Below are 25407 nucleotides of genomic sequence, written 5' to 3'. Positions count from 1 at the left end.
AAATGTGCCGGGAACACATGGTTCCGTTCTGGCGAAGGCAACTAGCTTAAACTGACTGATTTAAATTTAGCAAGGTAATCAACGCTTTGTTTTAAAGCATCGAATATATCAATGGCTGATTTATCCAGCTCGATCACCATCCATTGAACATTGTCTGAACAGGCATTCACAATAGCTGGTATATCTAATGTTCCTTGCCCAACCGGAGTCATTGGGTCGGGATTGTCACTGATCAGTTTTTCACTGAACACGGCCGGACCGTCCTTCATGTGGATCAACCGTATCCGGTTTTTAAGTTTTTTAAGAATAGTAGCTGGATCTTGCCCGGCCACTTTCACCCAATAAATATCCGTTTCAAAAAAAATATCCTCATCCAATTCCTCATTCAATATTTCATAAACCAGTTTGCCGCCCACATCGTTCCTGTATTCCCACCAATGATTATGCAAGCCAAAGCGCAGGCCATTCTCTTTGGCCAATTTGTTGCTTTCCTTATAAATTTTAACCAGTTTCCTGGTGCCCTCCAGCGAACTGTACCGTTTATCCTCTGGCCAGCCATGCCAAATGATGTTTTTGCAATTATAGGCCCTTGCCGTATTAACCAGGCTTGTTATATTTTCTTTCGTCGGGATATCGATATGACAGGATGATACCTTAAGACCATACTCTTTTAATGCCGCCGCGGCGGTTTCAACACTGACATCCTTCGGCCAAAAAGCAGTTTCAATAGTCCTGAAACCAATATCGGCCAAGCGCTTCAAGCTTCCTTTAAGGTCTCTGCTTATCGCATCGCGGATGGAGTAAAGCTGTACAGCCAAATGATGCTCCGCTGGCTTAGCTGCTGATTTCAAAAAGTCAGGTGCCGCGATGGCCATTAGCCCCATACCTGATAGCTGAATAAATTCTCTTCGGTTGGTCATTCTGTCAACTTGTTTTAAATGGTTCCTTTTTTTAGTTCTTCCACGGCATGGTTCACTGCCCTTGCTGTAATTGCCATAAATGTGATCGAAGGATTTTGCACGCCGGTCGACGTCATGCAGGCACCGTCTGTTACAAATACATTTTGGCAATGGTGTAATGCGTTCCACTTATTCAGAAGGGATGTTTTTGGGTCGTTGCCCATTCTTACGCCCCCTATTTCATGTATATCGAGTCCGGGTGCCTGTTTGGTGTCGACGGTTTGAATATTTTTGCACCCTGCTGCTTCCAGCATCTCGGTTCCGGTCTGAAAAAAGTCTTTTAACAGCTTTTCGTCATTGTCGTCGTAACCCACAGAGGTAACCAGCAGCGGGATTCCCCATTTATCCTTTTTGTCTGTACTCAACCTTACATGGTTGGTTTCTTTAGGGATGGTTTCACCCTGCATAGACATATTCACATGCCATCCACCCGGTTCACCGAGCGCTTCTTTAAAATCTGCACCGATACCGTCGGCGCTTGTCCGCGGGCGCGATGCATCAAAGAACACCATATACCCCCGCAGAAAATCGGTTTCCTGTTTTTTAATGTTCCTGAAATTCGGGATCATTGGCTGTGTGGGCCGGCGACCGTAATGGTATTTATCTATCGGGCCATCAAAATCGGCAAATATATTCCCCCTGTAATTTTGAAATGCAACGTATTTGCCAAGCAGCCCATTGTCATTCCCTAGCCCGGTCGGAAACCTGGAGGATATAGAATTTAACAAAATCAAATTAGTATTTAAACAAGCTGCGTTGATGAAAATTATATCCGCATAAAACTCATGCTCCTGCATAGTTTCTGCGTCGATAACCCGGACGCCTTTAGCTTTCCCCATTTTGTCATCATAAATCACAGAGTGCACTACCGAGTGGGGCCTTAGTGTAAGGTTGCCTGTTCTCATTGCCCAGGGAATGGTGGCTGAATTTGAACTGAAATACCCGCCAAATGGACATCCCCTTTCACACTGGTTACGTGCCTGGCATTGTCCGCGGCCTTGTGCCAGGTGAATAGGTTCTGGCTTGGTTAAATGAGCGCACCTACCTTGTATTACATGCCGGTCAGGGAATTTAGCCATAATGCGGGCGGCAATATCTTTTTCGGCACAAGTCATTTCCCAGGGAGGAAGAAATTCTCCGTCAGGAAGTATATCCAGGCCGTCCCTGTTGCCGCTGATGCCGACAAATTTCTCTACGTGCGAATACCAGGGAGCAAGATCATTATACCTGATGGGCCAATCCACGGCATAGCCGTCCCTTGCAGGGCCTTCAAAGTCGTGTGCACTCCAGCGTTGTGTTTGCCGCCACCACAGCAGCGATTTGCCGCCAACCTGGTAGCCGCGTATCCAGTCGAACGGCTTTTCCTGTATGTAAGGGTGCTCGGTGTCCTTCACAAAAAAATGCTGTGTCGATTCATCAAACGCATAGCAACGGGAAACAACCGGGTTATCTTTAGTGACCGACAAAGGCATTTTTAAATGGTGAGGGAACTCCCATGGACCCTTTAGTGCTGTTGGGTAGTCCTTCAGGTGTACAACATTGCGCCCTCTTTCCAGCACCAATGTTTTCAAGCCCTTTTCGCAAAGCTCCTTAGCTGCCCAGCCACCGCTTATCCCCGAGCCGACTACAATAGCATCATAGGTATTTTCCCCCTTTGCCTTTTTATTGATGTTAGGGGCACCTGATAAATCCGTTGTCATAAAGAAATATAATTGGTAATCAAATATATCATATTTTACCAATTGTGGGTGGTTATCAGGGGTAGTGTCTCAGTTTGGATTTGTTTTAATTCGGTAGTTGTATCTACATCTGACCACTTAAATATCCATATAAGAAAATAGTGAATAAAAAATATCCCAACATAGATATTGTAACAAACCCACTGTGGTTAAATCGTCCCAAAGGATATCTGTCAATGAACAAAAGATATCTATTCCGCCAAAATATCAAAACATAATTTATACTATAAATTAATAGGAATACTACGACCATCTCTAAAAGGATGGGTATTTTTTCGCCAAAAGTTGTAAAAATTCCAAATGCACCAAATTTACTTTGATAAACATGAAAATATTTTAGCCAAAGCATTGTGCTAAGCACAGCCAGTGTAAATATCCAAGAAGTTAGAAATAAGGGTTTCGTTACTTTTTCCTTAGGATGATGCTTAATAAAACGTTGTACAGCATCGCTCCAAAATAAATAATAATAGTTTTTCATCAATTTATAAGCCATAAAAAAGGCTACTGTTTAAGTAGCCTTAAGTTAGGATTAATCTGCCAGTCTCACAATATCTTCTATTTCCATAGGCTTATCAGGATAGAGGCCAGAAGTTGTTATTGTTCAAGAGTGGGCGCCAAATAAACTATGGGGTATATACATAATGGACCTGCTTGAAAAATCCGTTGGTAATCAGGTTGTTTTGCACTACAGTAACATTGCCGATTGCATCGTAGGCAGTATCCGCCTGTGGAAATGAAAATGTACCAGAGATAAGCCGGTTAGCCGTGTCAATGGAAGTTATCACCAGGCTGGTACCGGCGACGGTGCCAGCAGTGGGATTTTGTTCAGTAAGGGCGCGGTGTATTGGCATTATGTAATAACCGAAACTATCAAAGTTTTTGTTTGCAGGGCCGACCGGAAAATTGTTACCGGCGGCAACATTGTTTTGGATGGCTGTAAGTTGTATGATTTTGTCGCCTGTCGTCCCTCTCAAAGTAAATATCTTACCTGTGCTGGCGTCATACTCCAGCAATGCCGTTATGGTTACTGCTGTCCAGGCAGTGTCGTTGATCAGGGCGTACATGCCTTGTTTTGGCGGAGCAGCAGGGGTATTAATGGCCTCCTTTTTGCAATTTTGTAAAAGCGCTACAGTGAATAACAAAGCTGCCTTAAGTAAATGTTTTAATGTATTCATGGTATTATGTTTTTCAGCATTCACTCAAATTACAGTAGTACGTAACATATACGATAATTTTATGGTGAATGGTTGCCAGTGGTCTTAAGAATTGTAGTAATCAGTTAACGCTGCCGCTCTCCTGAACGCCATTAAAAAACAATCGCTAGCGAAAAATCATGGCTCAGGCAACTCTGCAAACTATGCCTGCTATTTCACAATTATAATCACCCTTTGGTATGCTGTAAGTGATGGCGAGCCATTGTCTGTAGCCTCCAAAATAACATGAATGGTTTGCCCCGACACGGCATCTTTCGGGATAAGGAACTTTAGTTGCTGGCTATCGGAATTTGAGATCGTGATCTTACCAGGATACGTCCCAACCTGGAACTGCCACCATTTAACAACCACTTTATCTTTATCGGGGTCAGAAACCGCCCCGTTTAATTTTATAGTTTCTCCCGGAGATGCTAAAATGTTTAAAGGGCCTTCGATCTTTACAACAGGCGGGTGATTAGCACCGGAGAAAGCCGGCGTAACCGACCATTTAAGACGGACCGCAAAATCACGCTGTGCCGCAGGGAAGAAATCCGGATACCCATTTGCACTTTTATTCAGCTGCTCAGTCATTGAACTTAATGTAGCGGCCATAGCTTGCTGAGATGTGTCAGTTGCAGGAGTAGAAAATGGGTTATACTTAGGGTCATTAATCGCACGGCCGCCCCACCCGCCATAGGACCCGTTTTCATAAGCACGCAGCCCGTTTCCCAACATATTCATAAAGGTAAAGTCATCACCCTCGCCAAGCCAAGCCCCTTTTGGCTGAACGGGCATCCACACCGCATATCCCATCTTTCTTAATTGCTCATTGGTATAACCCGTCAATCCGAAATAGTCCATTCGGTCGCCTTTTACCATTTGTTTTCCATCACCCCATACCCGGTATAAGGCGCCTAATGGCCCACGGTCGGTTACATTTTGCTTCATCCATGTAGGCGTCATATAAACCGAATCGTCTGGTTTTGCACGTAATTGAGCCCCGTAACCATAGTTTGGCCCTCCGGTGAATTGGCGGTACTCAATATCGGGCCAGTTAGGCTTGATATATTTAGCATACGTATCATCCTGATCGCCGGATGGCAGCAGCACAACTTTTCGGGATATCTTCTTTTTAACTGCTTCCCATTGCGTTGTGCTCTCGTATTCCTCCTGTATTGATTTAAGTGCGCGGGCAATGGTGCTCTGCCCTCCCCAGGCGGTTATGTACAATCTCCCCGGCTTATCATCCAGCATCAGGGATTTGATGAGGTCGGACCCCGGTGAATTTTTTGAAATATCCCCGTCAAACTCAATATTTCCGTACCGGATCTTCGACTTCAGTAAAGCAGGCAGGGGATAATTGGGATCGTGCACTTTCAGGTTGGGGTACACTTTTTCATAAGCTTCGACAGCATCGTCAATAAAGCGTTCATTCTTTGCCCAGCGCCACGATGCACATGGACAGGTATCCAAACCGAACCGTGCATATTCCCGCCCCGGAACATACCATTTGGTCCCTTTGCCGTCTCCTTTCCAATGGTAACCGCTGCTGGCATAAATAAGTCCCTCCACATCTAAATCAGAGCTATGCAGCAAAAAACGGATGAGCGAGTTATTATCGTCGAGCTCCGGGTCGGCAGTAATAACAATGCGTGGTCGTATTTCCTTATTCGGGGATTGTGCTTTTACGGCGTTTGCCCAAAGGCATACAACCAATATGCTAAACGTGTAAATACTTACATATAACCTTTGTGAATTTGATCTCATTGATGTGGTGTTTTAGATTTATTGGTTATGCTAAATATCAGAATTTTTTTTCCGTTTTTCCTGTCGTCAGGTCACTGCTTCGGGATAATACCGGCGCTGCAAAACAATTCAAGTTAAAAAACGCTCCGTGGGGATCGCTCTATAAGTGTGATTTTTACTTTTATTGTGTATTATTGAACTTTTAGAGATTTAAGCCCCTAACTATTATAACTATTACGATGTCCGATAGAAAACAACATTGGGAAAATGTGTATCACACCAAACAGTTAACCGAGGTGAGTTGGTATGAACCTATCCCCGAAACTTCCTTAAATATTATAAAACTCTTTAAGCTGCCAAAGGATGCAGCCATCATTGATATAGGCGGCGGAGATAGTCTGCTGGTGGATTATTTATTAATGCTGGGCTATACAAACATTACGGTGCTGGATATTTCGATAAAAGCTATCGAGCGGGCGAAAGAAAGATTGGCTGAGAAAGCTTCGCAAGTGAAATGGATAGTGAAGGATATTATTGAATTTAATCCTGATCAGAAATATGACCTATGGCATGACCGTGCTACATTTCATTTTCTGATTAATAAAGAAGAGAAGGATAAATACCTGGAGACAGTGCATAAATACCTAACCCCGGATGGTTATATGATCTTGAGCACTTTTAGCGAAGAAGGGCCTGAAAAATGTAGCGGCCTACCTGTTCAGCAATATTCAGAAAACAGTTTGCCGGAATTATTTGCGAGGTATTTTGAGAAAATAAGGTGCTTTACAAAAATGCATATTACGCCTTTTCACACCATTCAGAGTTTTGTGTTTTGCAGCTTCAGGAACAAAACTTTTATTGAACCCGGTTTTTGATCGCGCGGTGTATTTAGAATTGGTATTGCTCCGGATTAATTAGCCGAATACCATGCTGAAGAAAAGTCCTTGTTTTCGTACATCAATTTGGCCGAAACAATTCCGTGTTCTCCTTTATATACCGCCTTGTAATCGATAAAATAAAAGTATTCAAACAGAGGATTTTTTGATTTTGGGAATATCACACACCACAAAAACTTATCAGTAAAAGGCTTCTGTGTGTAATTTTCAATATGCTCGATCAAATAGGATGAGCTTCTAACCTCCAGGGAGTTTACGTCAACTGCAGGGGGCAATTCTGCGGGATGACCTTTAAAATAATTTGCTAGTTCTGAGCTCATATTGATGAGCAGTCCGCCTTCCATTTTCATAAGTGGTTAAACGCAAATAATTTTCAATAGGTTATAAAGAAGGTATGCTTTTGAATAAATAATTATTAACAGTTTGGTAATAAAAAAAAGCCTCGACTTTTTTAGGGCCCTGGGCTAATAAGAAGTAAAGCCATAACAAAGTTATTTTTCTATCGATTAAACATTTTGCATTTCCTGCAGTCTTAGTTAGTAATTTTACGTATATTTATTATTACTTATAAAAGGGTAATGAGGGCGGGGAATTCCATCGTGAAAAAATGCCTTGTTGTATTTTCGGCAGCAATCTATCTTTTTATTGCAGTTACTTATCTTATTTATTCGCCCAGGTTTAGCCCGTTAAAAACAACAAATACAGGTAATTATCCCCAAGTGAAATCTCAACCTGTTATAAAATCGGTAAGGCATATTAGAAATGAAGGGACCAATCTTTTGGTTTTAGTTCATCGTGCATACAAATCAGCTATAGAAAATAAGCACGAAATGTTTAGCAGGCTGTTACAAATCAATCTTGCGTTCGTATTTATAATTGCAGGGAATGCAGTGTTGCTAAAACTGATGACTATCGTTGCAAGGGCTATAAAATCGCAGCGGTCGCAGCAATATGCTTATCTTAGCTATTGCACACTACGTATTTGATGAGTTGGCTTTCGAGGTTTTTCTAACGCCTCGGAGATTTTTATCGCCCTATTGATACTATTGAAAAACTTATACGTTATATTGCAAATACCTAAAAAATTATCATATCAAAATATAAGATCATGAAAAGGATATTCAAATATTTGACACTTACCGGCTTGAGCGCAGTAATGTGTTTGTTTATGGCTGTAACAGCCACTGCTCAGCATAGAGGCGGCGGCGGAGGTGGCGGCGGTTTCTCTGGCGGGGGTGGTGGCCATGTAAGCAGCGGCGGCTTTTCAGGCGCACGTTCATCTGTGGGTATTTCCGCTCCACGAAGCGGTAGTTTTGCACCCCGTAGCGGTAGCGTGGCTGCAACCCGCGGTGGCAGTGTGATCGCTTCAAGGGGAAGTTACGGGGTACGTAGCGGCGCCATAAGGAATGGCGCTGTTGTAGGTGTGGGCGCTCATCGCGGGTATGTACCAGGTTCAGTGGGTGGCGGCGTATACGGACATGGGGGCTATTATGGCCACGGCTATGGATGGGGATACAATAGCGGCTACTTTTACTATGGCGGTTTTTACGGAAGCCTGTATTACCCATGGTTAGGTTTAAGCTTTGGTTTCCTTCCTTATGGCTATTATCCATTTTATTGGGGGGGATATCCATACTTTTATAGCGACGGGTTTTTCTACACCTACAATGATAATCAATACACTGTAGTCGAACCTCCGATAGGCGCAGCTATCAATGCCCTGCCAAATGGCGCGCAATCTATTGTGATAGATGGTCAGCAGTATTATGAAAAGAATGGTGTATATTATCAGGCCGTTACAAAAGATGACGGAACAGTGGTTTACCAGGTAATGGGTAAAGACGGCCATCTGAATACGGGCGCATCCGGCGTGAACTCTGTTATGCCAAGGGTAGGAGATATTGTCAGCCAGTTACCTCGTGATTGCCGCAAGGTAAAACTATCCGGCACCACTTATTATGTATCAGAAGATGGCATCTATTACCAGGAGATCAGGGACGAGAACGGTAAAAAAGCTTATAAAATTGTAAGCATTGATGGTGCGGGTTCTTCTGATAACCAGGATAACAACAACAACGAACAGCGATCCGAAATTCAACAATAAGGATTTAAAGGTCTTTTCCATACCTGGAAGAGGTTAAATTAAATTTCAGGGGATATCCGACGGGATATCCCTTTTTTATTTCACTATATTTTTAGTGCATATTTGTAAAATGTTGATAATGAGGCATAAAAAATATGTTATATAAAGTATTTTCAGGTAACCTTTTGCCTGCACATTGCGTAAAAGCAGTCATATTTGTTATTTCATTAACAGCAATTATCTGACTAAGATCTCTTGACGTGGGGGCGGCAAGAGATTTTTTCTTTTATACCCTTTCTGATCTTTTCATAAATTATTGCAGGGTTTTTCAACTTGGTTGTGGATGATTTTGTATACAAAATCAGACACCTTGTATATCCGGACATACTTTGGAGAAAGCCAATGATCATCAAAAACTGGATTTTTCAAACGATTTGCTATTTTTTGAAGCTTGGCATAAAATTGGTAATCACTATAAAACAAACATCTACCTATGAAGAACTTAAATAAAAGCACCGTAATAATAAAAGCGCTTGATATGGAATTAAAAGCGTTATTGTTGGCAGATCTTGGGAATTTTAAGACTGTACGCTCAAATCAAAAACAACACCAGGCTAAACAAGCTGCCTGATCTGCATAATTATCATCTACCTATGAAAGAAAAAGAGTTCCATTTGTGAACTCTTTTTTTATGTGCAATGGAATATCGCTTAAATACTTATTTTGACAAACATTTTGCAAGCCCGGTGCTCAATATGGGTTTTATAAAATAATGAGAAGATACCTACTGCTTATTTCTGCCATCATTATTAGTTTAACTACTAACGCTCAAACCTATTTGTTGAACGGCAGGGTTACCGATCAGACCACCAAGCCAATAGCCTATGCTGCTGTTTACATCAAGAATTCAACTTATGGTACAGTAGCCAGCGAAGAAGGGAAATATCAACTCAAGCTTGCTCCCGGCACATACAATGTGGTTTACCGTTTTGTGGGTTATAGAGAAGTTACAGAGAAAATAACCATCACTGATCAGAATATGTACCATAACGTGCAATTGATCGATGAAAACTATGTGCTCAAAAAATTCAGCGGCGACTCAGCTATGGATATTATGCAGCATGTGCTTGCAAAGCGGAAATATTTCCTGAACCAGGTAAAGAAATACTCGTGTGTGGTGTATGTAAAGGGCGTTCAGAAACTCGATCGGGCACCAAAGTCACTGATGAACCAGAATGTTGCCGATGCGCTGAGTGTAGACAGTACAGGTAAAGGAATATTGTATCAATCCGAATCCTTAACCAACTACAATTTTCAGTTGCCCGATAAAGTGAAAGAAGAGATGATTGCATCTAAATCATTTGGTCAGAATACGGCCTTTAGTTACAACAAGGCGTCAGATCTGGCCGTGAATTTCTATAAAGACCTTTTCTTCGTTCAGGGATTAAGTAGCCATGGCTTTATATCGCCTTTGGCTTCCAATGCTCCCCATTATTATAAGTATGATTTGATCGGTACAAAAATAGAGGATGGAGTTGCGGTGCATAAAATTAAAGTGGTACCCAAACATACCTACGATCCCGTTTTTGCCGGGTTTATTTATATCGTAGATGGCGACTGGCGCTTGTACAGCGCTGACCTGATGCTCACTAAAAAGGATAACGGCATTAACCTGGTAGATACTATACGTGTAAGCCAGGAATATGTACCTATAACTGATAGTATATGGATGCCATTGGCTGCCCAATATAGTTTTAAAGGAAATGTACTAGGTTTTCAGTTTGAAGGATATTATCTCAATATTTATAATCACTATAATCTGAATCCTAATTTCCCGGAACATTATTTTAACGGTGAGCGAATGCGCATGGACACCGTTGAAAATAGTCGTGATACTGCATATTGGAACAGTGCCCGCCCGGTACCATTAACACTTCAGGAGGAAAGGGATTATACCAAAAAGGAATTTAGAGCCGAACTGGAGAAGGCGATACAAAAGTACGCTCCTGATCAGCAAAGTAAAAATGCTTTCCTGCCATTACCTTACATTCCTTTTGGGTATAAGGCGACCTATAACAATAATAAAGACTCGATCTATGTTGACCCTTTTATCCAGACCGTATTTTATAACACCGTAGAAGGTGCAGGGATTAACCTGAGAGGTACCTATGTCCATTATCTTGATTTGCAACGATCGTACCGCCTTACACCTGATCTACGGTATGGCTATTCGAGCAAGCAATTTAACGCCGAACTAAAGGGGGAATATGATTTTGATCCTAATAACCGTGGGAAGATTACTCTTGGGGGCGGGACCGCCATACTTGATCTGAGCAATGTGGGCACGCGTTCGCTTTATTTTAATACGCTGAGTACTTTATTAAGCGAGCAAAACTTTGTAAAGTTTTACCGCTCAGAATATGGCGAAATAGGATACCAGCGCGATATTGCCAATGGCGTATTGTTTAAAGCGGATTTATCCTACGCAAACCGCACGCAGTTGTATAACAATTCCTACTATGCTATAACTTCATATAAGGGCAGACGCTTTACATCCAATAATCCCCTGGCGCCGGATAGTGCGGCAACGGATCGCTCTGTGCTCTTTCCGCAAAATCAGGCGTTGACATTGTCCACATCTGTCACTTTCACCTTTGATCAGCAGTATGACACAAGACCAACGGGCAGGGTTTATGAACCATCGCCATACCCACAGGTTAGAGTGAATTATCGCAAAGGAATAAAAGGTATTTTAAGTTCAGATGTTGATTATGATTTTGCATCCATTGAAGTTTTCCAGGAACATCTGAATGCTGGTATGATGGGCTTTTCGTCATTCAAATTTACTGCGGGCGATTTTTTCAACCGCAATAAACTATACTTTATGGACTATAACCATTTCCAGGGTAACCAGGGTACTACATTCGACCCGACACCCGGCAGTTTCCATTTTCTGCCGTTTTATACTTATAGCGCCAACCAGGGGTTTATTGAAGCGCATTTTGAACATAACTTTACTGGTTACCTGTTTAATAATATACCCGGTTTAAGACGGTTAAAGCTCGATGAGATTATAGGAGCGAATTATCTGAGCGAAAATAACAATCATAATTACTCAGAATTCTATTTTGGTGTACAGCGATTGATCTTTCGTGTCGATTATGGATTTGTTTTCGAGGGTAATCACAAAACAATGCAGGGCTTCAGGATATTCTATGGTATAAAATAACGAGAGCTTAAGGGGTTGATATTCAGCACTTAAATGAAAATCCCCTGCTATATTAGTAGGGGATTTTCGGTATAAAGAATTAATTAGGGTGCTGCAAATATATAAAAGTTGTTTAAAAAGAAAAATTATTTATCTAATAAATAATTAATTGTGCCGTAATTAATTATAAGCCCTATCTGAACCTTGTAGCCTCATACTTTTAGAATATTGCCGAAAAATTGTACATTTGCGGCTCATTTAACGCTGTTTGCAGCAGTATCAATGTTTATGACAAAGTATAACACACTACTCTATTATTGCTATTCGGCAATAGAAGATGCGGAGCAGTATGCTGCCGATCATCTGAAGTTTTGCAAATCATTAGGTTTGTTTGGACGTATCATCGTAGCTGACGAAGGCCTTAATGGCACTATATCAGGCACGGCTGATGCTTGCAAAACCTATATGGACGCTGTTCATTCCGATGCTCGCTTTGCAACTACAGAATTTAAGATCGACGAAGTGGATGAGCCTTCATTTGTGAAAATGCATGTGCGCTATAAATCAGAGATTGTACATTCAGGCCTGCGTGATCCTAAGATCATCAACCCAATGGAAAAGACCGGCAAACATTTGGAGCCAAAAGATTTTCTAGCAATGAAAGACCGGGATGATGTGGTGGTTTTGGATGTGCGTTCAAACTACGAGCACTCGCTAGGTAAATTCAAGAATGCCATTACGCTGGATATAGAGAACTTCAGAGATTTCCCGGCTAAAATAAACGAGCTCGCTCAATTCAAAGATAAAAAGATACTTACCTATTGCACAGGTGGTATTAAATGCGAAAAAGCTTCAGCCCTACTACTGCATGAAGGTTTTACGGATGTATACCAGTTGCATGGCGGTATCATTAAATATGGTAAAGAAGCAGGTGGCGAGGATTTCGAAGGCAAGTGCTATGTTTTTGATAATCGTTTGGCCGTAGATGTCAATTCCGTTAATCCGGTTGTGATATCAACCTGCTTTAACTGTGGCAAGCAGACCGATAAAATGATCAACTGCGCCAACCCGGAGTGCAACGAGCATTTTACTCAATGCGACGAATGTGGCACTGCCCTGGATGGTTGCTGCAGCAACGACTGTAAATCGCACCCAAGGAAACGTGAATATGACGGTACCGGATATTATGTAAAAATTCCTCAACCGGTGAATGAAAAAAAAGGCGCTAAGGTTTGATCGTCAGTTAAGTCAGGTTGCAAAGGCAATCTTATAAGAATTAATTTATTTAGCGTGTAACAAATTACCTTTCTTAACGTAATTGTTATTGTATTTCTATTTACCAAATATCTTATCAACTATGAAACCGACCAATGTTTTTTCTCGCCGTTATCTATCGCTATTATTGTTAATATTTATCGCGGCTGCCTGCAAGAAGGCTGAACAGTCAAACGTACATGAGGGGCCTCCGGCAGACCTTCCTGGTTATACTTATACGTTCGCAGGACGTGGAGGAGCCTGGGGGGCAAATAATGCTAAGGGCAATGCTGCTACATTTGCTGCTCCAAACGGATTAGCTATTGATGCCAGCGGAAATTTCTATGTTGCCGATCAGGCAAATAATATGATCAGGAAAATTACGCCTGATGGGACAGTAAGTACGCTCGCAGGAAATGGTACTGCCGGCTTCAGAAATGGAACAGGCGCGGATGTTATGTTTAATAATCCAACTGGGGTGGCTGTAGATGCATTAGGGAATGTTTTCGTAGCCGATTTCGGAAATAATGTAATTAGAAAAGTAACTTCTGCTGGTGCTGTTACTACATATGCAGGAAATGGTACTGTTGGGTTTGCTGACGGCGTCGACAGCTTGGCAACTTTTAATGGGCCAGATGGTATTGTGGTTGATCGTGCAGGAAATGTTTTTGTGTCCGATAATCATAACGTAATACGGAAAATTGGTACAGATAAGCAGGTCAGCACATTTGCGGGTAAAGTATTTGGAGGACCAGGGTTTGCTAACGGAATAGGTTCATCCGCTAATTTCAGTCTTCCCGGAGGATTGGCAATTGATGCTTCTGACAATATTTACGTTGCAGATAATACTAATAACATGATACGGAAGATTACGCCGGCCGCTGTTGTAACTACCCTGGCAGGACAATTAACTCCAGGACTAACAGATCAACAGGGTGAGTTAGCTGCTTTTAAAAATCCTTACTATGTAGCAGCCGATGCCACCGGCAACGTTTATGTAACCGACAATGGCAATAATGTTGTCAGAAAAATCACGCCCAATGGTACAGTAACCACATTAGCGGGGAGTGGTATTGTTGGCAGCAGCAATGGCAAGAATTTGTCAGCTACTTTTAATAATCTGCATGGTATAGCTGTGGACGCAAAGGGGAATGTATTTGTTTGCGACGAAACAAATAACCAGATAAGAAAAATAATCCCTGATATTACCCAATAATCGATGGGCGATATTTTCTGATAAATGTACTAGGTTTGTTTGGCATCTGCCCAAGTCGTATTTTCGTCTCTATGCCTTTCTCAGGGACGAGGGTAAACTTAATTATGCGTAAACCAATTCTGATCATTTTATTTTTTTTGCTGCTTTCTTCGCTGCACGCGCAGACTGGATGCGGCATTAATCAATTTAAAGCCTTAACGATCATTTCAAAGAAGTACTCATTAACAGATTTGGATTTGGATATTTCCGTTCAACTATTAAAAAAGCTGGAGAGGGATAAGTGTTACGATTATATAGGTAAAAAGAATGGTCATGAATATGTTATTGCTAGCCGTACCTACTTGTTTGGGCAGATATGCCTTAAAAGAAACAGCCACAGCGCTGCTAGGGAGTATATAAACTATTTGAAAAGAGAGCATGGTTCGGCAGAAGAGCAGCTAAGCTTCTCATTCGAAAAGATTTTTGCTAAACGACCGGAGGATGTCTTATCTCTTTTAAGAAACGATCATGATTTGTTAAATCAATTGGGATGGGGTTTTATAAATAATCATAGCGCTGAGCTAACCGAAAAAAATTGTAAGGCTGTATTTTTTAAAGTTAGTCCTAAAATAAGAGAGATATATCCAAAATATAAAAAAGAAATAGATTATTTGCTCAACGATATAGCCAATGAGCTGAAAGGTTAATTCGTGAAAACAGGCCTATGCGAAAATCCATTCTGATCATTTTATCTTCTTTGTTGCTGGCTTCATTGCATGCAGCTGGTACCGATATAAAAAGTATCGGGGTGCCTTATGTTCAGAATTATACCAAAGCTATTTATCAGTCGGGTAATCAAAACTGGTCGGTTACACGCGATGAGCACGGTATCATGTATTTCGGTAACTCGGAAGGCCTGCTCACGTTTGACGGTAAATACTGGCAATCTTACCGAATGCCTAATGGATTGATCGTTCGTTCAGTAGCTGCTGATGGTAACGGTAAGGTGTACGCAGGCGGATTTGGCGAGTTGGGGTATTGGGAGAACAATAAGAGCGGACAGTTTACATATCATTCGCTTAACCAGCTTGTACCTAAAAAATATCAGCCTATAAATGAGGAAATCTGGAAGATTTATGTTGATAAGAGCCAGGTTGTTTTCCAGTCGTTTGGTTCAATTTATATTTTTAAGAATGGTAGGATAAATGTAGTAAAAGGGCCCCAGCCTTATCTTTTCCTATTCAAAACAGGTAACCGGTATTTTGTTGAGCAGGTTAATTCAGGCTTATACGAACTAAGAGGCAACAAACTTGAATATGTCAGTGGCAGCAACATAATGGGTAACAGCGGGGTGTTGTCCATTTTGCAGTTGTCAGCTAACCGGTACCTGATCGGAACAGCACGCAACGGTTTGTTTATATATGATAGTGGGCAGATCAAACCCTGGTACACCCCAGCTAGTGATTTTTTAAAGAATTATCAGTTAAACAATGGCGTACGGATAGGCAAATATGTAGCCTATGGCACCATCCTGAACGGGATCATCATTATCGACACCACGGGTAATGTAATTCAGCAGATCAACAAATCAAGCGGATTACAGAATAATACCGTCTTGAGCCTTTATATTGATAATGAGCAAAACCTTTGGGCCGGATTGGATAATGGGATAGACCGTATTGAGATCAACTCACCTCTTTACTTTTATTTTGATAAGACAGGTCGTTTTGGAACGGTTTATTCAAGTATCATTTTTAATAATAAAATATACCTCGGTACTAACCAGGGCTTGTTTTACAGCGACTGGATAGAGAACGGTAATAGGCGACTTTTTCAGTCGTTTGATTTTAAACTGATCCCCGGCTCGCAGGGGCAGGTTTGGGAACTATCATTGCAAGGTGGTAAATTACTCTGCGGGCATAATACGGGTACATTTCAGGTAAATGGTGATGCTATTTCGAAGATCACTACCATCAGCGGTGGCTGGACGATAAAAAAACTCAACAACAATCAACTGATCCAGGGCACATATACCGGCTTGATCATTTATAAAAAAGACAATTCAGGCAACTGGGTGTTCGACCATAAAATAGAAGGTTTTGGCGAGCCATCGCGCTATGTGGAGCAAGATAATAAAGGACAATTATGGGTGAGCCATGCTTATAAAGGCATTTATAAAGTGACTCTGAGTAGCGACCTGAAAAAAGCTACTTCGGTTAAATATTACGACAAGCAATACGGCTTGCCAGGTAGCTATAACATAAATGTATTTAACCTTGATAACCGGATTGTTTTCGCATCAGACTCAGGTTTTTATGTCTATGATGATATCAGCGACCGTTTTTCAAAATACGATGAACTGAACAAAAAGCTGGGGTCTTTTGCAAGATCAAACAAAATTATCCCGGCTCTTGGTAAAAAATACTGGTTTATTAATCATGGGCATGTTTCGCTGGCCGATTTTTCTATTCCGGGTAAGATTGGTATCGATTCAAACCGGTTCAGTATCCTTGAGGGCCGGATGGTGCAGAATTATGAGAACATTAGCCGCATTAATAGCTCCATTTACCTTATCAGTGTCGATGATGGCTTTGTGATTATGAATGATGAGGACGCATTAAGGCAGAGTGATGTCAAGCTCCCTTATGTTTTAATCAGAAGAGTGGAGAATATTACAGATAAGATTATAACAATAGCTAGCAATGGCAGCCAGGGCGATATAGAAATACCGTATTCCGAAAATAATATCCGTATATCTTATTCGCTGCCATTTTACAGGCAGGAGAAAATACGGTTTCAGTACTACCTGGAGGGTTACTCGCACCAGTGGTCTGATTGGAGCACACTAAGTCAGAAAGAATTCACCAACCTTAACCAGGGAACCTACCATTTTAAAGTCCGTGCTAAAGTAAACGATCAAAATATATCACCCGAAACCGTTTTAACATTCACCATATCACCTCCGTGGTACGCGGGGCGTATTGCAATTATATGCTATGTTCTGTTGCTTGTATTGGCTTACTTTTTAATACGTAAATATTATCGCCTAAAACTGCAACGCCACCAGCACCATATCCAGGAGCGGATGAAGAAGGAACATGATGAATATTTAAAGCAGGAGGCCATTGCTAACGAGCAACGCATCGCAAAAGTAAGGAATGAGCAATTGCAAGCCGATTTGGCCAGCAAGAGCCGCGAATTGGCCAATTCTGCAATGAATATTGTATACAAGAACGAATTGTTGCAAAAGATCAGTCACGAGATAACACAATTTAAAGACAGCTCAGGCAAAAAGCTGTCGGAAGATCAGCTCAGGAAGATTCAAAAAGTAATTGATGATGGCATGAGTGATGAGCGTGACTGGAATCTTTTTGAAAGCAGCTTTAATGAAGCTCACGAAAGCTTCTTTAAAAAATTAAAGGCGCAGCATCCCGATCTTGTCCCCAACGATCTTAAACTTTGTGCTTACCTGCGCATGAATATGAACAGTAAAGAAATGGCCTCCCTGCTCAACATTTCTGTTCGCGGGGTCGAGATCCGGCGTTACCGGTTACGCAAGAAACTCAATCTAGAACACGATAAGAACCTCGTGGAGTTTCTCATGGAGCTATAACACTACATCATTACCTCTCACTGGCCTTTCTTTATGTACTACCTGGCACTTCTTAAATGTAGTATGTTTGGCATACACATGTTTGATGTTATAATTTTGATAATCAATTCGTTGTGTTGAATTATAGAATCCCCTTGAGAAACTACTTTTTAAATGATGTAATAATGTAGAGTGCAGTTATTTGTTAAAAATGTATTATCTCCACAACTTCGTAGCTGTTACGAACCAATTAATCAATTCCTAAATTAATTTCTAGAACCACATGAAAAGAATCTTTACTATTTCAGGGTTGGTACTGTTGTGTTCCTTTTTCTTCACTTATGCCTATGCACAGAACATTACTTTAAAAGGTAAAGTCACTGATGCCACCACCGGCGAGAGCCTGATAGGGGTAAGTATAACCGTGAAAGGTACAGCAACGGGTACACAAACCGACGCCAACGGCGTATTTTCCTTGGCAGTTCCATCAAACGGAACTTTGATGTTTAGCTATCTCGGCTATACCAACCAGGAAGTTGCTGTGAATGGAAAAAACACAATCAATGTTAAATTATTAGCAAAATCAAACGAACTACAGCAGGTAGTAGTTATTGGTTACGGTACACAACGCAAAATTGATAACACCGGAGCTGTTTCGACGGTAAAAGGTGCTGACATATCCAAGCAGCCCGATGCCAATCCGGTAAGTGCTTTGCAAGGTAAAGTTGCCGGCGTAACTATTACCAACAATGGTACACCTGGCTCGGCGCCAATTATCAGTATTCGAGGTTTGGGTACCGTGTACGGTAACGTAAGCCCACTTTATGTTGTTGACGGTGTATGGTATGATGATATTACTTTCTTAAACAGCAACGACATCGAGAATGTCACCATACTAAAAGACGCGTCAAGTACAGCAATTTTTGGTGTAAGAGGAGCTAACGGTGTAGTACTCATCACCACCAAAAAAGGTGTAAAAGGCAAACCTAACATCAATTATAGCGGATATGTTGGTTTCCAGGCTGCAACAAATCAGCCTAAAATGGCTACGGCTTCTGAGTATGCGCAGGCTATTAATGAAACAGTAGCGTATGGTAACAACTTAGCTACCAGTCCGGATGATATTAAACCACCGATATTTGATAATCCTGCGAGTTTTGGTAAGGGTACAGATTGGTATGGACAAATACTTCGAAATGCCTTTACAACCAGTCACCAGGTGTCATTAAGCGGGGGGACTGAGAAATCAACCTACGACTATTCTTTTGGTTATTTAGATCAGGACGGCCTGGTTAGAAATAATAATTATCAGCGTTTTACCGTGCACCTTTCTAATGAGTTTAAACCTCTGAGCATATTGTCTATTGGATACAATGCAAACGGCGTTTACAGCTATTCAAAAGATGCTCCGGGCGGTATATTCCACCAACTTTATGCCGCATCGCCCACGCTGCCTGTGTTCTATAATGATGGTAAATATGGTGACCCAACTGACTATGGCACGGGTTCAGGCAATAATTTTAATCCTGAAGTGACCCTTGATTATAATAATCACCGTACAGTGGATCATCGCTTCACAGGTGATGTGCATGCTGAATTGAAAATAATAAAAGGCTTAAAATTCAGAACGAGTTTTGGCGGAGATCTTGGTCAGTTGGAGGCGAGAGGATTTACACCATTATATGCAGCTACGGTTGCGCAAACCACCACTACAACAAATTTGAATATCGAACATACCGAAACCAAAAACTGGATCTGGGAAAATACACTGACTTATGATTTCCAATACAAAGATCATAAGTTAACCGCTCTTCTTGGTTATAGCGCGCAGAACTACAGAACTTATCAGATTGTGGCAAATGGGAATGGCGTACCATATGTAAAAAGCGGTAATTTATATGATTCGTACCCACAGGGGGATACTACTGTAACCCGTATCAGAAACGCAACTGATCAAATTCACAACCGCACGTTATCACAATTTGCACGTATCAACTATTCGTATAAAAACAGGTATTTGCTGAATGCCTCGATCAGGCGTGATGGCGCTTCGCAGTTCTATCCAAACCCCTACGGATGGTTCCCTTCAATAGGTGGTGGCTGGGTGATCAGTAACGAATCATTCATGAAAGATCAGCATGTTTTTGATAATCTGAAGCTTCGGGCAAGCTGGGGCAGAATTGGTAATTCTGGCGTACCTATTAACCCGTCGGTTCAAACCGTTGCGGCTGATCCATATTTGACAGCTATTTTTGGTAACCCCCAGGTAGCACGCCAGGGAGCAAGTATTAATACCATTGTCCCTCCAACAACAGGTTGGGAAGTATCAAACTCGACAGATTTCGGTATCGAGGGAGCGATTTTACATAATAAGCTATCTTTCGAAGCTGATTATTATAACCGTAAAACTGAAGACGCCATATTTGCCATCCCAGTTCTTGCATCAATTGGTACCAATAGCGGTAACCTGATAGGCAATCAGGCAACTATTCAAAACAAAGGTTTTGAAATCTTGATTACCTGGAAAGACAAAATTGGCAGTGATTTCGGCTATTCCTTGAGCGGTAATATCGGCGTTAACAACAACAAGGTGTTAACTGTTTTGAGCGGTAAGAACCCTATTTATGCTGGCGGTAATGGTATTGCCAATGGTAACCTGGCAACCCGCACTGTGGTTGGCGAGCCAATTGGCGAATTTTATGGATACAAAGTGACCGGGGTTTTCCAAACGCAGGCGCAGGTTGATGGTTCACCTCAAAAAGGTACAAACACTCAGCCCGGTGACTTTATTTACCAGGATACAAATCATGACGGATCAATTGACAGCAAGGATCGCGTAGTGATCGGTAACCCAAATCCCAAGATCACCTACGGTTTTAATACTTCATTTACCTATAAACAATTCGACCTGGCATTAGACATGCAGGGTGTGGCAGATGTTGATGTATACAATGCTAATATCGGCTTCCGCTTTGGCGGTGAGAACTTTACGCAAGACTTTTACGAACACCGCTGGCACGGGGAAGGAACTTCTAATACCTATCCGTCTACAAACGTGGGTGCAAATAATAACTCTAAGCCAAATTCATTTTTTGTAGAAAGCGGTGCTTATTTCCGCGTTCGTAATGCGCAATTAGGCTATACCTTCCCGGGTTTGTCATTAAAGAAATATGGGATACAACGACTGAGGGTTTACGCGAATGCCCAAAATGCGATCAATATATTCGGGTACAAAGGCTTCACTCCCGAAATTGGCGGAGCAGCGCTTAGCAGAGGAATAGATACGGAGGTGTATCCACTGTTCGCTACTTATAACTTAGGTGTTAACGTTACTTTTTAATTTGAAAGATGATGAAAACTAATAAAAAAATATTACAAGGAACTTTAGGGCTTGGCCTTATAGCTTGTATGGTAGCATTTCAGGGGTGTAAAAAGTCCTGGTTAGATGTTAATCCAGCAGGTAATCAGTCAGCAACACAGTTCTGGAAAACGCAGAACGATGCCACTCAAGCTGTTGATGCTATGTATGCTAACCTGCACGAATGGTCAAATATAGCATTTGCGTCAATCGCCGTTGAAAGTATGGGTTCGGATGATGTGAACAAGGGCAGCAGGGCGGACGACGCGACGTTTATGAACGATTTTCATAATTTTTCAGCGAATTCCGGTGAAGGGCAAATTTCCGACTTTTGGGGTGGCGAATATAAAACCATCAATTTTGCTAACCAGGTATTAGATAATGTACCAAACATTAACATGGATGCATCTTTAAAGGGGCGTTACCTGGCTGAAGCAAAATTTATCCGCGCCTGGTGTTATTTCAGGTTAGTACGCGCATTTGGTGATGTCCCATTGCGCTTGCATGTCCCTAAAGGTGCTTCTGAATACAATATCCCACGTACTCCCAAGGCACAAGTATGGACCGCTATAGAAACTGACCTGACCGATGCAGCAGCTGTACTACCGCAGACATACTCCGGAACTGATGTTGGCCGTATAACCAAAGGCGCAGCTCTGGCGCTTCACGCTAAAGCGGCTATGTATCAAACATTAACAAATAAGGCTAAATGGAATGACGTATTGACTTATACAAACCAGGTTATGGCCTTAGGATACACTTTGTTCCCTAACTATGAGCAAATGTTCCGAACAAATAACAAGAACAATTCTGAATCAATTTTCGAGATCCAATGTATGCTGGTTCCAAATAATCCCGATGCATCTAACTCACAGTACTCACAAGTGCAAGGGGTCGACGGCTCAACTGGTGGCGGATGGGGCTTTAATGTGCCAAGCGCAAGCCTGGCTGCGGCATATGAAGTAGGCGACCCCCGCCGCGATGCCACTATTATTTTCAGGGGTGAAACCACACCAGAGGGCGATGTAATTCCGACATCAGGAGGTAACAGCACGATGTATAATCAAAAATCATACGTGCCATTTAGCCTTTATGTGTCGGGTTTTAATGAAGGATGCCAGCAAAATAAGATCTGCTTGCGTTATGCAGATGTGTTGTTAATGAATGCTGAAGCAAATAACGAGCTTGGAAATACTGCTGCAGCACTGGCTTCGCTAGAACTTGTGCGTGCAAGGGCAAGGGCAGGAAATAACGCAATTTTGCATCCGGTTACAACTACTGATCAAACGGCATTACGTACAGCAATCTGGAACGAACGTCACATAGAATTGGCTATGGAGTTTGACCGTTATTTTGATGTGATCCGCCAGGGCAGGGCCGCTGCTTTATTCGGTGCAAGAGGTTGGAAAGCAGGCAAAAATGAAGTTTGGCCTTTGCCACAAAATGAAATCGACTTGAGCGCAGGTACCTTAACTCAAAACCCCGGTTATTAATTTTTAAAAGAGAAAATGATGAAGACATTTAAAAATATAATTATAGCCGGTATCAGTACAATGGCTGTAGTTTTTGCGCTATCCTCATGTCAGAAAGGTTTTGACGCTAAGTCCTATGCGCCTAAAAAACCTTTGCCAAAGTTTGATGGATATGCCAACTCAAAAGATATCCAACCGGGAGCGCTTGTAGCTTACTGGCCATTTAATGGCGACCTGAAAGATAGCCTTTCGTCGGTAGTTGGTGTTGGTACAAGTACGTCATTCGGTGACGGGACAAAAGGAAAAGGTTTGATCGCAACCGGTAATAGTTATGTAGTCGTTAACACCCCAGATGCGGTAAAATCGCTAACTGATTTTACGATCAGTGTATGGGTAAAAATGCCGCTAAATACAGGCGCTGCCGGTATTGTGAGCGTGTCACATACGAGTAACTTCTGGGGTAATTTCGATATATTTTATGATAATGGCGGTAACGCAACAACAGGACAGCTTAAAGTGCATGTGTTTAACAATGCAAGTCTGGCGGATGCTGCAAATAACGGGAGCTCAAACGCCTGGGAAGGAGGTTATTCAGTTACTGACCCCTGGAATAAATGGACCCACATCGCCGTAACATATACCGGTCACTATACAGATAGTACATCAATGGTGAAAGTTTACTATAACGGCGCTTCTGTAGGTACCAATGAAGTAAAGGGCTTTGCCCCTCTCAATTGGTCAGCAGCCGGCCCTATGGTTTTCGGAACCTTACAATTCCAAACCACGCCATCGCTTACCACAGGTTCAGACGCACAAGGTTGGGCTGCAGCGATAAATGGCGATATAGACCAGGTAAGGGTATACAATAGGCCATTAACGTCGAGCCAGATTGATGGCTTATATAATCTTGAAAAAGCGGGAAGATAACAGTTGATTGATTTAGGTTGAGGTTGTACGTCCGTTAACTTGGCGGACTGCAACCTTTTTTTAATGCCAATTTTTGAATTCTGATAGAATAATGGAGAAGATGAGAAGCATTCGAAATTGCTCGATAGCTACGGTTTTACTTTTACAAATATGGAGCTGCTCGAAAGCGAAACAGCTATCACCCACGCCTGTAACACCTTCTTCATTCAGTTTTGCAGGTTTGAAAGTAAATGGCGTCTCCATTAATTCATCAGCATACAAAAATGTCAATACCCAACCTGTTATCCGTATATCGTTTTCAGCGGCTATCAATCACAACTCGACCGCTCAAAGTATAACTTTTGATACGAAAACAGGGACCGCAGTTTCTTATTTAACAGCTTATGATAATCACGACAGTACAATTGTGATCACGCCATCGGCATTGCAGGCTATTACGCAGTATTCTTTGACAGTTTCCACAAAATTGAGCTCATCCTCTGGTGGTAATTTACAAAGTTCGGTTTCGCTGCAGCTTACTACGGCTGTCGATACCACAAATAAATTCCCTGTCATATCAGACAATGCATTGCTCGATTTGGTACAGAAACAAACCTTTAAATATTTCTGGGACTTCGGTCACCCCACAAGCGGTTTGGCGCGTGAGCGGAATACTTCAGGAGATATAGTTACTACTGGAGGTTCGGGATTTGGAATAATGGCTATTGTAGCTGCTGTCAACAGGCAATTTATTACGCGCGCTGATGGTTTGGCCCGTATGCAGAAAATCGTTGGCTTCCTGAAGACAGCTCAAACCTTTCATGGCGCCTTTCCTCATTGGATGAACGGAGCGACGGGTGTTGCCGTACCGTTCAGCACACAAGATAATGGCGCTGATCTTGTCGAGACTGCATATTTGATGCAAGGGCTGTTAACCGCACGTCAATACTTTAATGATACCGGCGTACCGGAAGCTGCCTTAAGGAATGACATAAATACTTTATGGAAGGCAGTAGAATGGGATTGGTTCAGGCAAAATGGACAAAATACACTTTACTGGCATTGGAGCCCAAACTATGCCTGGTCGAACAATATGCAGGTAAATGGTTGGGATGAGGCTTTAATTACTTATGTGATGGCTGCATCGTCTACTACACACCCGATAACCAAGGCTGTTTATGATAGTGGTTGGGCGATGAATGGCGCTATGAAGAATAGTAATGCTTATTTCGGCGTGACCTTACCTTTAGGCCCGGCCGAAGGTGGTCCGTTGTTTTTTGCGCATTATTCTTTCTTAGGGATTAACCCAAATGGATTGTCTGATGCCTATGCAAGCTACGATGTGCAGAATAAAGCTCATGCCACGATCAACTATAAATATTGCGTATCAAATCCTAATGGGTATAGCGGCTATAGCGCCAATTGCTGGGGCTTGACCGCCAGTGACATCCAGAACGGTTATACAGCCAGTTCGCCAACAAACGATTTGGGTGTGATTGCGCCAACAGCTGCAATATCGTCATTGCCTTATACGCCAACACAATCGATGGCGGCCCTCCGGTACTTTTATTACAAACTGGGCGATAAAATATGGGGGCAATATGGCTTTTATGATGCTTTTAGTATTAATGATGCCTGGTTTGCTAATTCTACGTTGGCTATTGATCAGGGGCCGATCATCGATATGATAGAAAATTACCGCAGCGGGTTGCTCTGGAATTTATTTATGAGTTGTCCAGAAGTAAAAACAGGTATGAAGAACCTGGGCTTTCAAAGCCCGAACCTATAAAACTAAAAATTGATAAA

General features: G+C 42.0%; 18 protein-coding genes. 12 read left to right on the top strand and 6 right to left on the bottom strand.

All coding sequences use genetic code 11. From position 1 onward, the window contains the following. Nucleotides 1-41: 41 nt before the first annotated feature. From Q3A68_RS04995 to Q3A68_RS04975, 5 genes are all read right to left on the bottom strand, one after another. Nucleotides 42-920 carry a sugar phosphate isomerase/epimerase family protein gene (locus Q3A68_RS04995; RefSeq protein ID WP_302899955.1) on the bottom strand — a complete coding sequence of 293 codons (879 nt, stop codon included), beginning with the start codon at nucleotides 918-920 and terminating at the stop codon, nucleotides 42-44. Between the two features lie 14 nt (nucleotides 921-934). Beyond that, nucleotides 935-2659 (bottom strand): GMC oxidoreductase, encoded by a 1725-nt coding sequence (locus Q3A68_RS04990; RefSeq protein WP_302899954.1) that lies wholly within the window; start codon nucleotides 2657-2659, stop codon nucleotides 935-937. A 103-nt stretch (nucleotides 2660-2762) separates the two neighbouring features. Then, nucleotides 2763-3191 carry a hypothetical protein gene (locus Q3A68_RS04985; protein ID WP_302899953.1) on the bottom strand — a complete coding sequence of 143 codons (429 nt, stop codon included), beginning with the start codon at nucleotides 3189-3191 and terminating at the stop codon, nucleotides 2763-2765. Between the two features lie 130 nt (nucleotides 3192-3321). Next, entirely contained in the window at nucleotides 3322-3873 is a 552-nt protein-coding gene (locus Q3A68_RS04980; RefSeq protein ID WP_302899952.1) for a DUF6252 family protein, read from the bottom strand. 189 nt (nucleotides 3874-4062) lie between these two features. Further along, complete coding sequence (locus Q3A68_RS04975; protein ID WP_302899951.1) at nucleotides 4063-5658, bottom strand: DUF1593 domain-containing protein; 1596 nt, start codon at nucleotides 5656-5658, stop codon at nucleotides 4063-4065. 218 nt (nucleotides 5659-5876) lie between these two features. Between Q3A68_RS04975 and Q3A68_RS04970 the strand changes: the two genes are divergently transcribed. Continuing rightward, a complete protein-coding gene (locus tag Q3A68_RS04970) occupies nucleotides 5877-6512 on the top strand; it encodes a class I SAM-dependent methyltransferase (RefSeq protein WP_302899950.1) in 636 nt (211 codons plus the stop codon). Nucleotides 6513-6547: 35 nt separating this feature from the next. Here Q3A68_RS04970 and Q3A68_RS04965 read toward each other — a convergent pair whose 3' ends face one another. Continuing rightward, nucleotides 6548-6877, bottom strand: a complete 330-nt coding sequence (locus Q3A68_RS04965; protein ID WP_302899949.1) for a hypothetical protein — start codon at nucleotides 6875-6877, stop codon at nucleotides 6548-6550. A 764-nt stretch (nucleotides 6878-7641) separates the two neighbouring features. Here Q3A68_RS04965 and Q3A68_RS04960 point away from each other — a divergent pair. From Q3A68_RS04960 to Q3A68_RS04910, 11 genes are all read left to right on the top strand, one after another. Then, nucleotides 7642-8637, top strand: a complete 996-nt coding sequence (locus Q3A68_RS04960) for a DUF6515 family protein (RefSeq protein ID WP_302899948.1) — start codon at nucleotides 7642-7644, stop codon at nucleotides 8635-8637. Nucleotides 8638-9109: 472 nt separating this feature from the next. Further along, complete coding sequence (locus Q3A68_RS04955; RefSeq protein ID WP_302899947.1) at nucleotides 9110-9247, top strand: hypothetical protein; 138 nt, start codon at nucleotides 9110-9112, stop codon at nucleotides 9245-9247. Between the two features lie 141 nt (nucleotides 9248-9388). Beyond that, nucleotides 9389-11845, top strand: coding sequence for a DUF5686 and carboxypeptidase regulatory-like domain-containing protein (locus Q3A68_RS04950; protein WP_302899946.1), 2457 nt, complete (start codon nucleotides 9389-9391; stop codon nucleotides 11843-11845). Between the two features lie 267 nt (nucleotides 11846-12112). After that, nucleotides 12113-13060, top strand: coding sequence for an oxygen-dependent tRNA uridine(34) hydroxylase TrhO (gene trhO / locus Q3A68_RS04945; protein WP_302899945.1), 948 nt, complete (start codon nucleotides 12113-12115; stop codon nucleotides 13058-13060). 121 nt (nucleotides 13061-13181) lie between these two features. Further along, nucleotides 13182-14294 (top strand): NHL repeat-containing protein, encoded by a 1113-nt coding sequence (locus tag Q3A68_RS04940; RefSeq protein WP_302899944.1) that lies wholly within the window; start codon nucleotides 13182-13184, stop codon nucleotides 14292-14294. Nucleotides 14295-14398: 104 nt separating this feature from the next. Beyond that, nucleotides 14399-14980 (top strand): hypothetical protein, encoded by a 582-nt coding sequence (locus tag Q3A68_RS04935; protein ID WP_302899943.1) that lies wholly within the window; start codon nucleotides 14399-14401, stop codon nucleotides 14978-14980. Between the two features lie 17 nt (nucleotides 14981-14997). Continuing rightward, nucleotides 14998-17886, top strand: a complete 2889-nt coding sequence (locus tag Q3A68_RS04930; protein ID WP_302899942.1) for a ligand-binding sensor domain-containing protein — start codon at nucleotides 14998-15000, stop codon at nucleotides 17884-17886. Between the two features lie 262 nt (nucleotides 17887-18148). After that, complete coding sequence (locus tag Q3A68_RS04925; RefSeq protein WP_302899941.1) at nucleotides 18149-21205, top strand: SusC/RagA family TonB-linked outer membrane protein; 3057 nt, start codon at nucleotides 18149-18151, stop codon at nucleotides 21203-21205. An 8-nt stretch (nucleotides 21206-21213) separates the two neighbouring features. Continuing rightward, nucleotides 21214-22716, top strand: coding sequence for a RagB/SusD family nutrient uptake outer membrane protein (locus Q3A68_RS04920; RefSeq protein WP_302899940.1), 1503 nt, complete (start codon nucleotides 21214-21216; stop codon nucleotides 22714-22716). 15 nt (nucleotides 22717-22731) lie between these two features. Next, the gene (locus tag Q3A68_RS04915; RefSeq protein WP_302899939.1) at nucleotides 22732-23622 is read left to right on the top strand and encodes a LamG domain-containing protein; all 891 of its coding nucleotides are present in this window, start codon (nucleotides 22732-22734) and stop codon (nucleotides 23620-23622) included. Between the two features lie 100 nt (nucleotides 23623-23722). Continuing rightward, complete coding sequence (locus tag Q3A68_RS04910) at nucleotides 23723-25390, top strand: glucoamylase family protein (RefSeq protein WP_302899938.1); 1668 nt, start codon at nucleotides 23723-23725, stop codon at nucleotides 25388-25390. Nucleotides 25391-25407: the final 17 nt, after the last annotated feature.

Source organism: Mucilaginibacter tolerans (assembly GCF_030519375.1).
In the GTDB taxonomy this organism is placed as follows: Bacteria; Bacteroidota; Bacteroidia; order Sphingobacteriales; family Sphingobacteriaceae; genus Mucilaginibacter.
The sequence above is the reverse complement of the archived record's forward strand: the minus strand, read 5'-3'. Positions and strand labels throughout refer to the sequence as shown.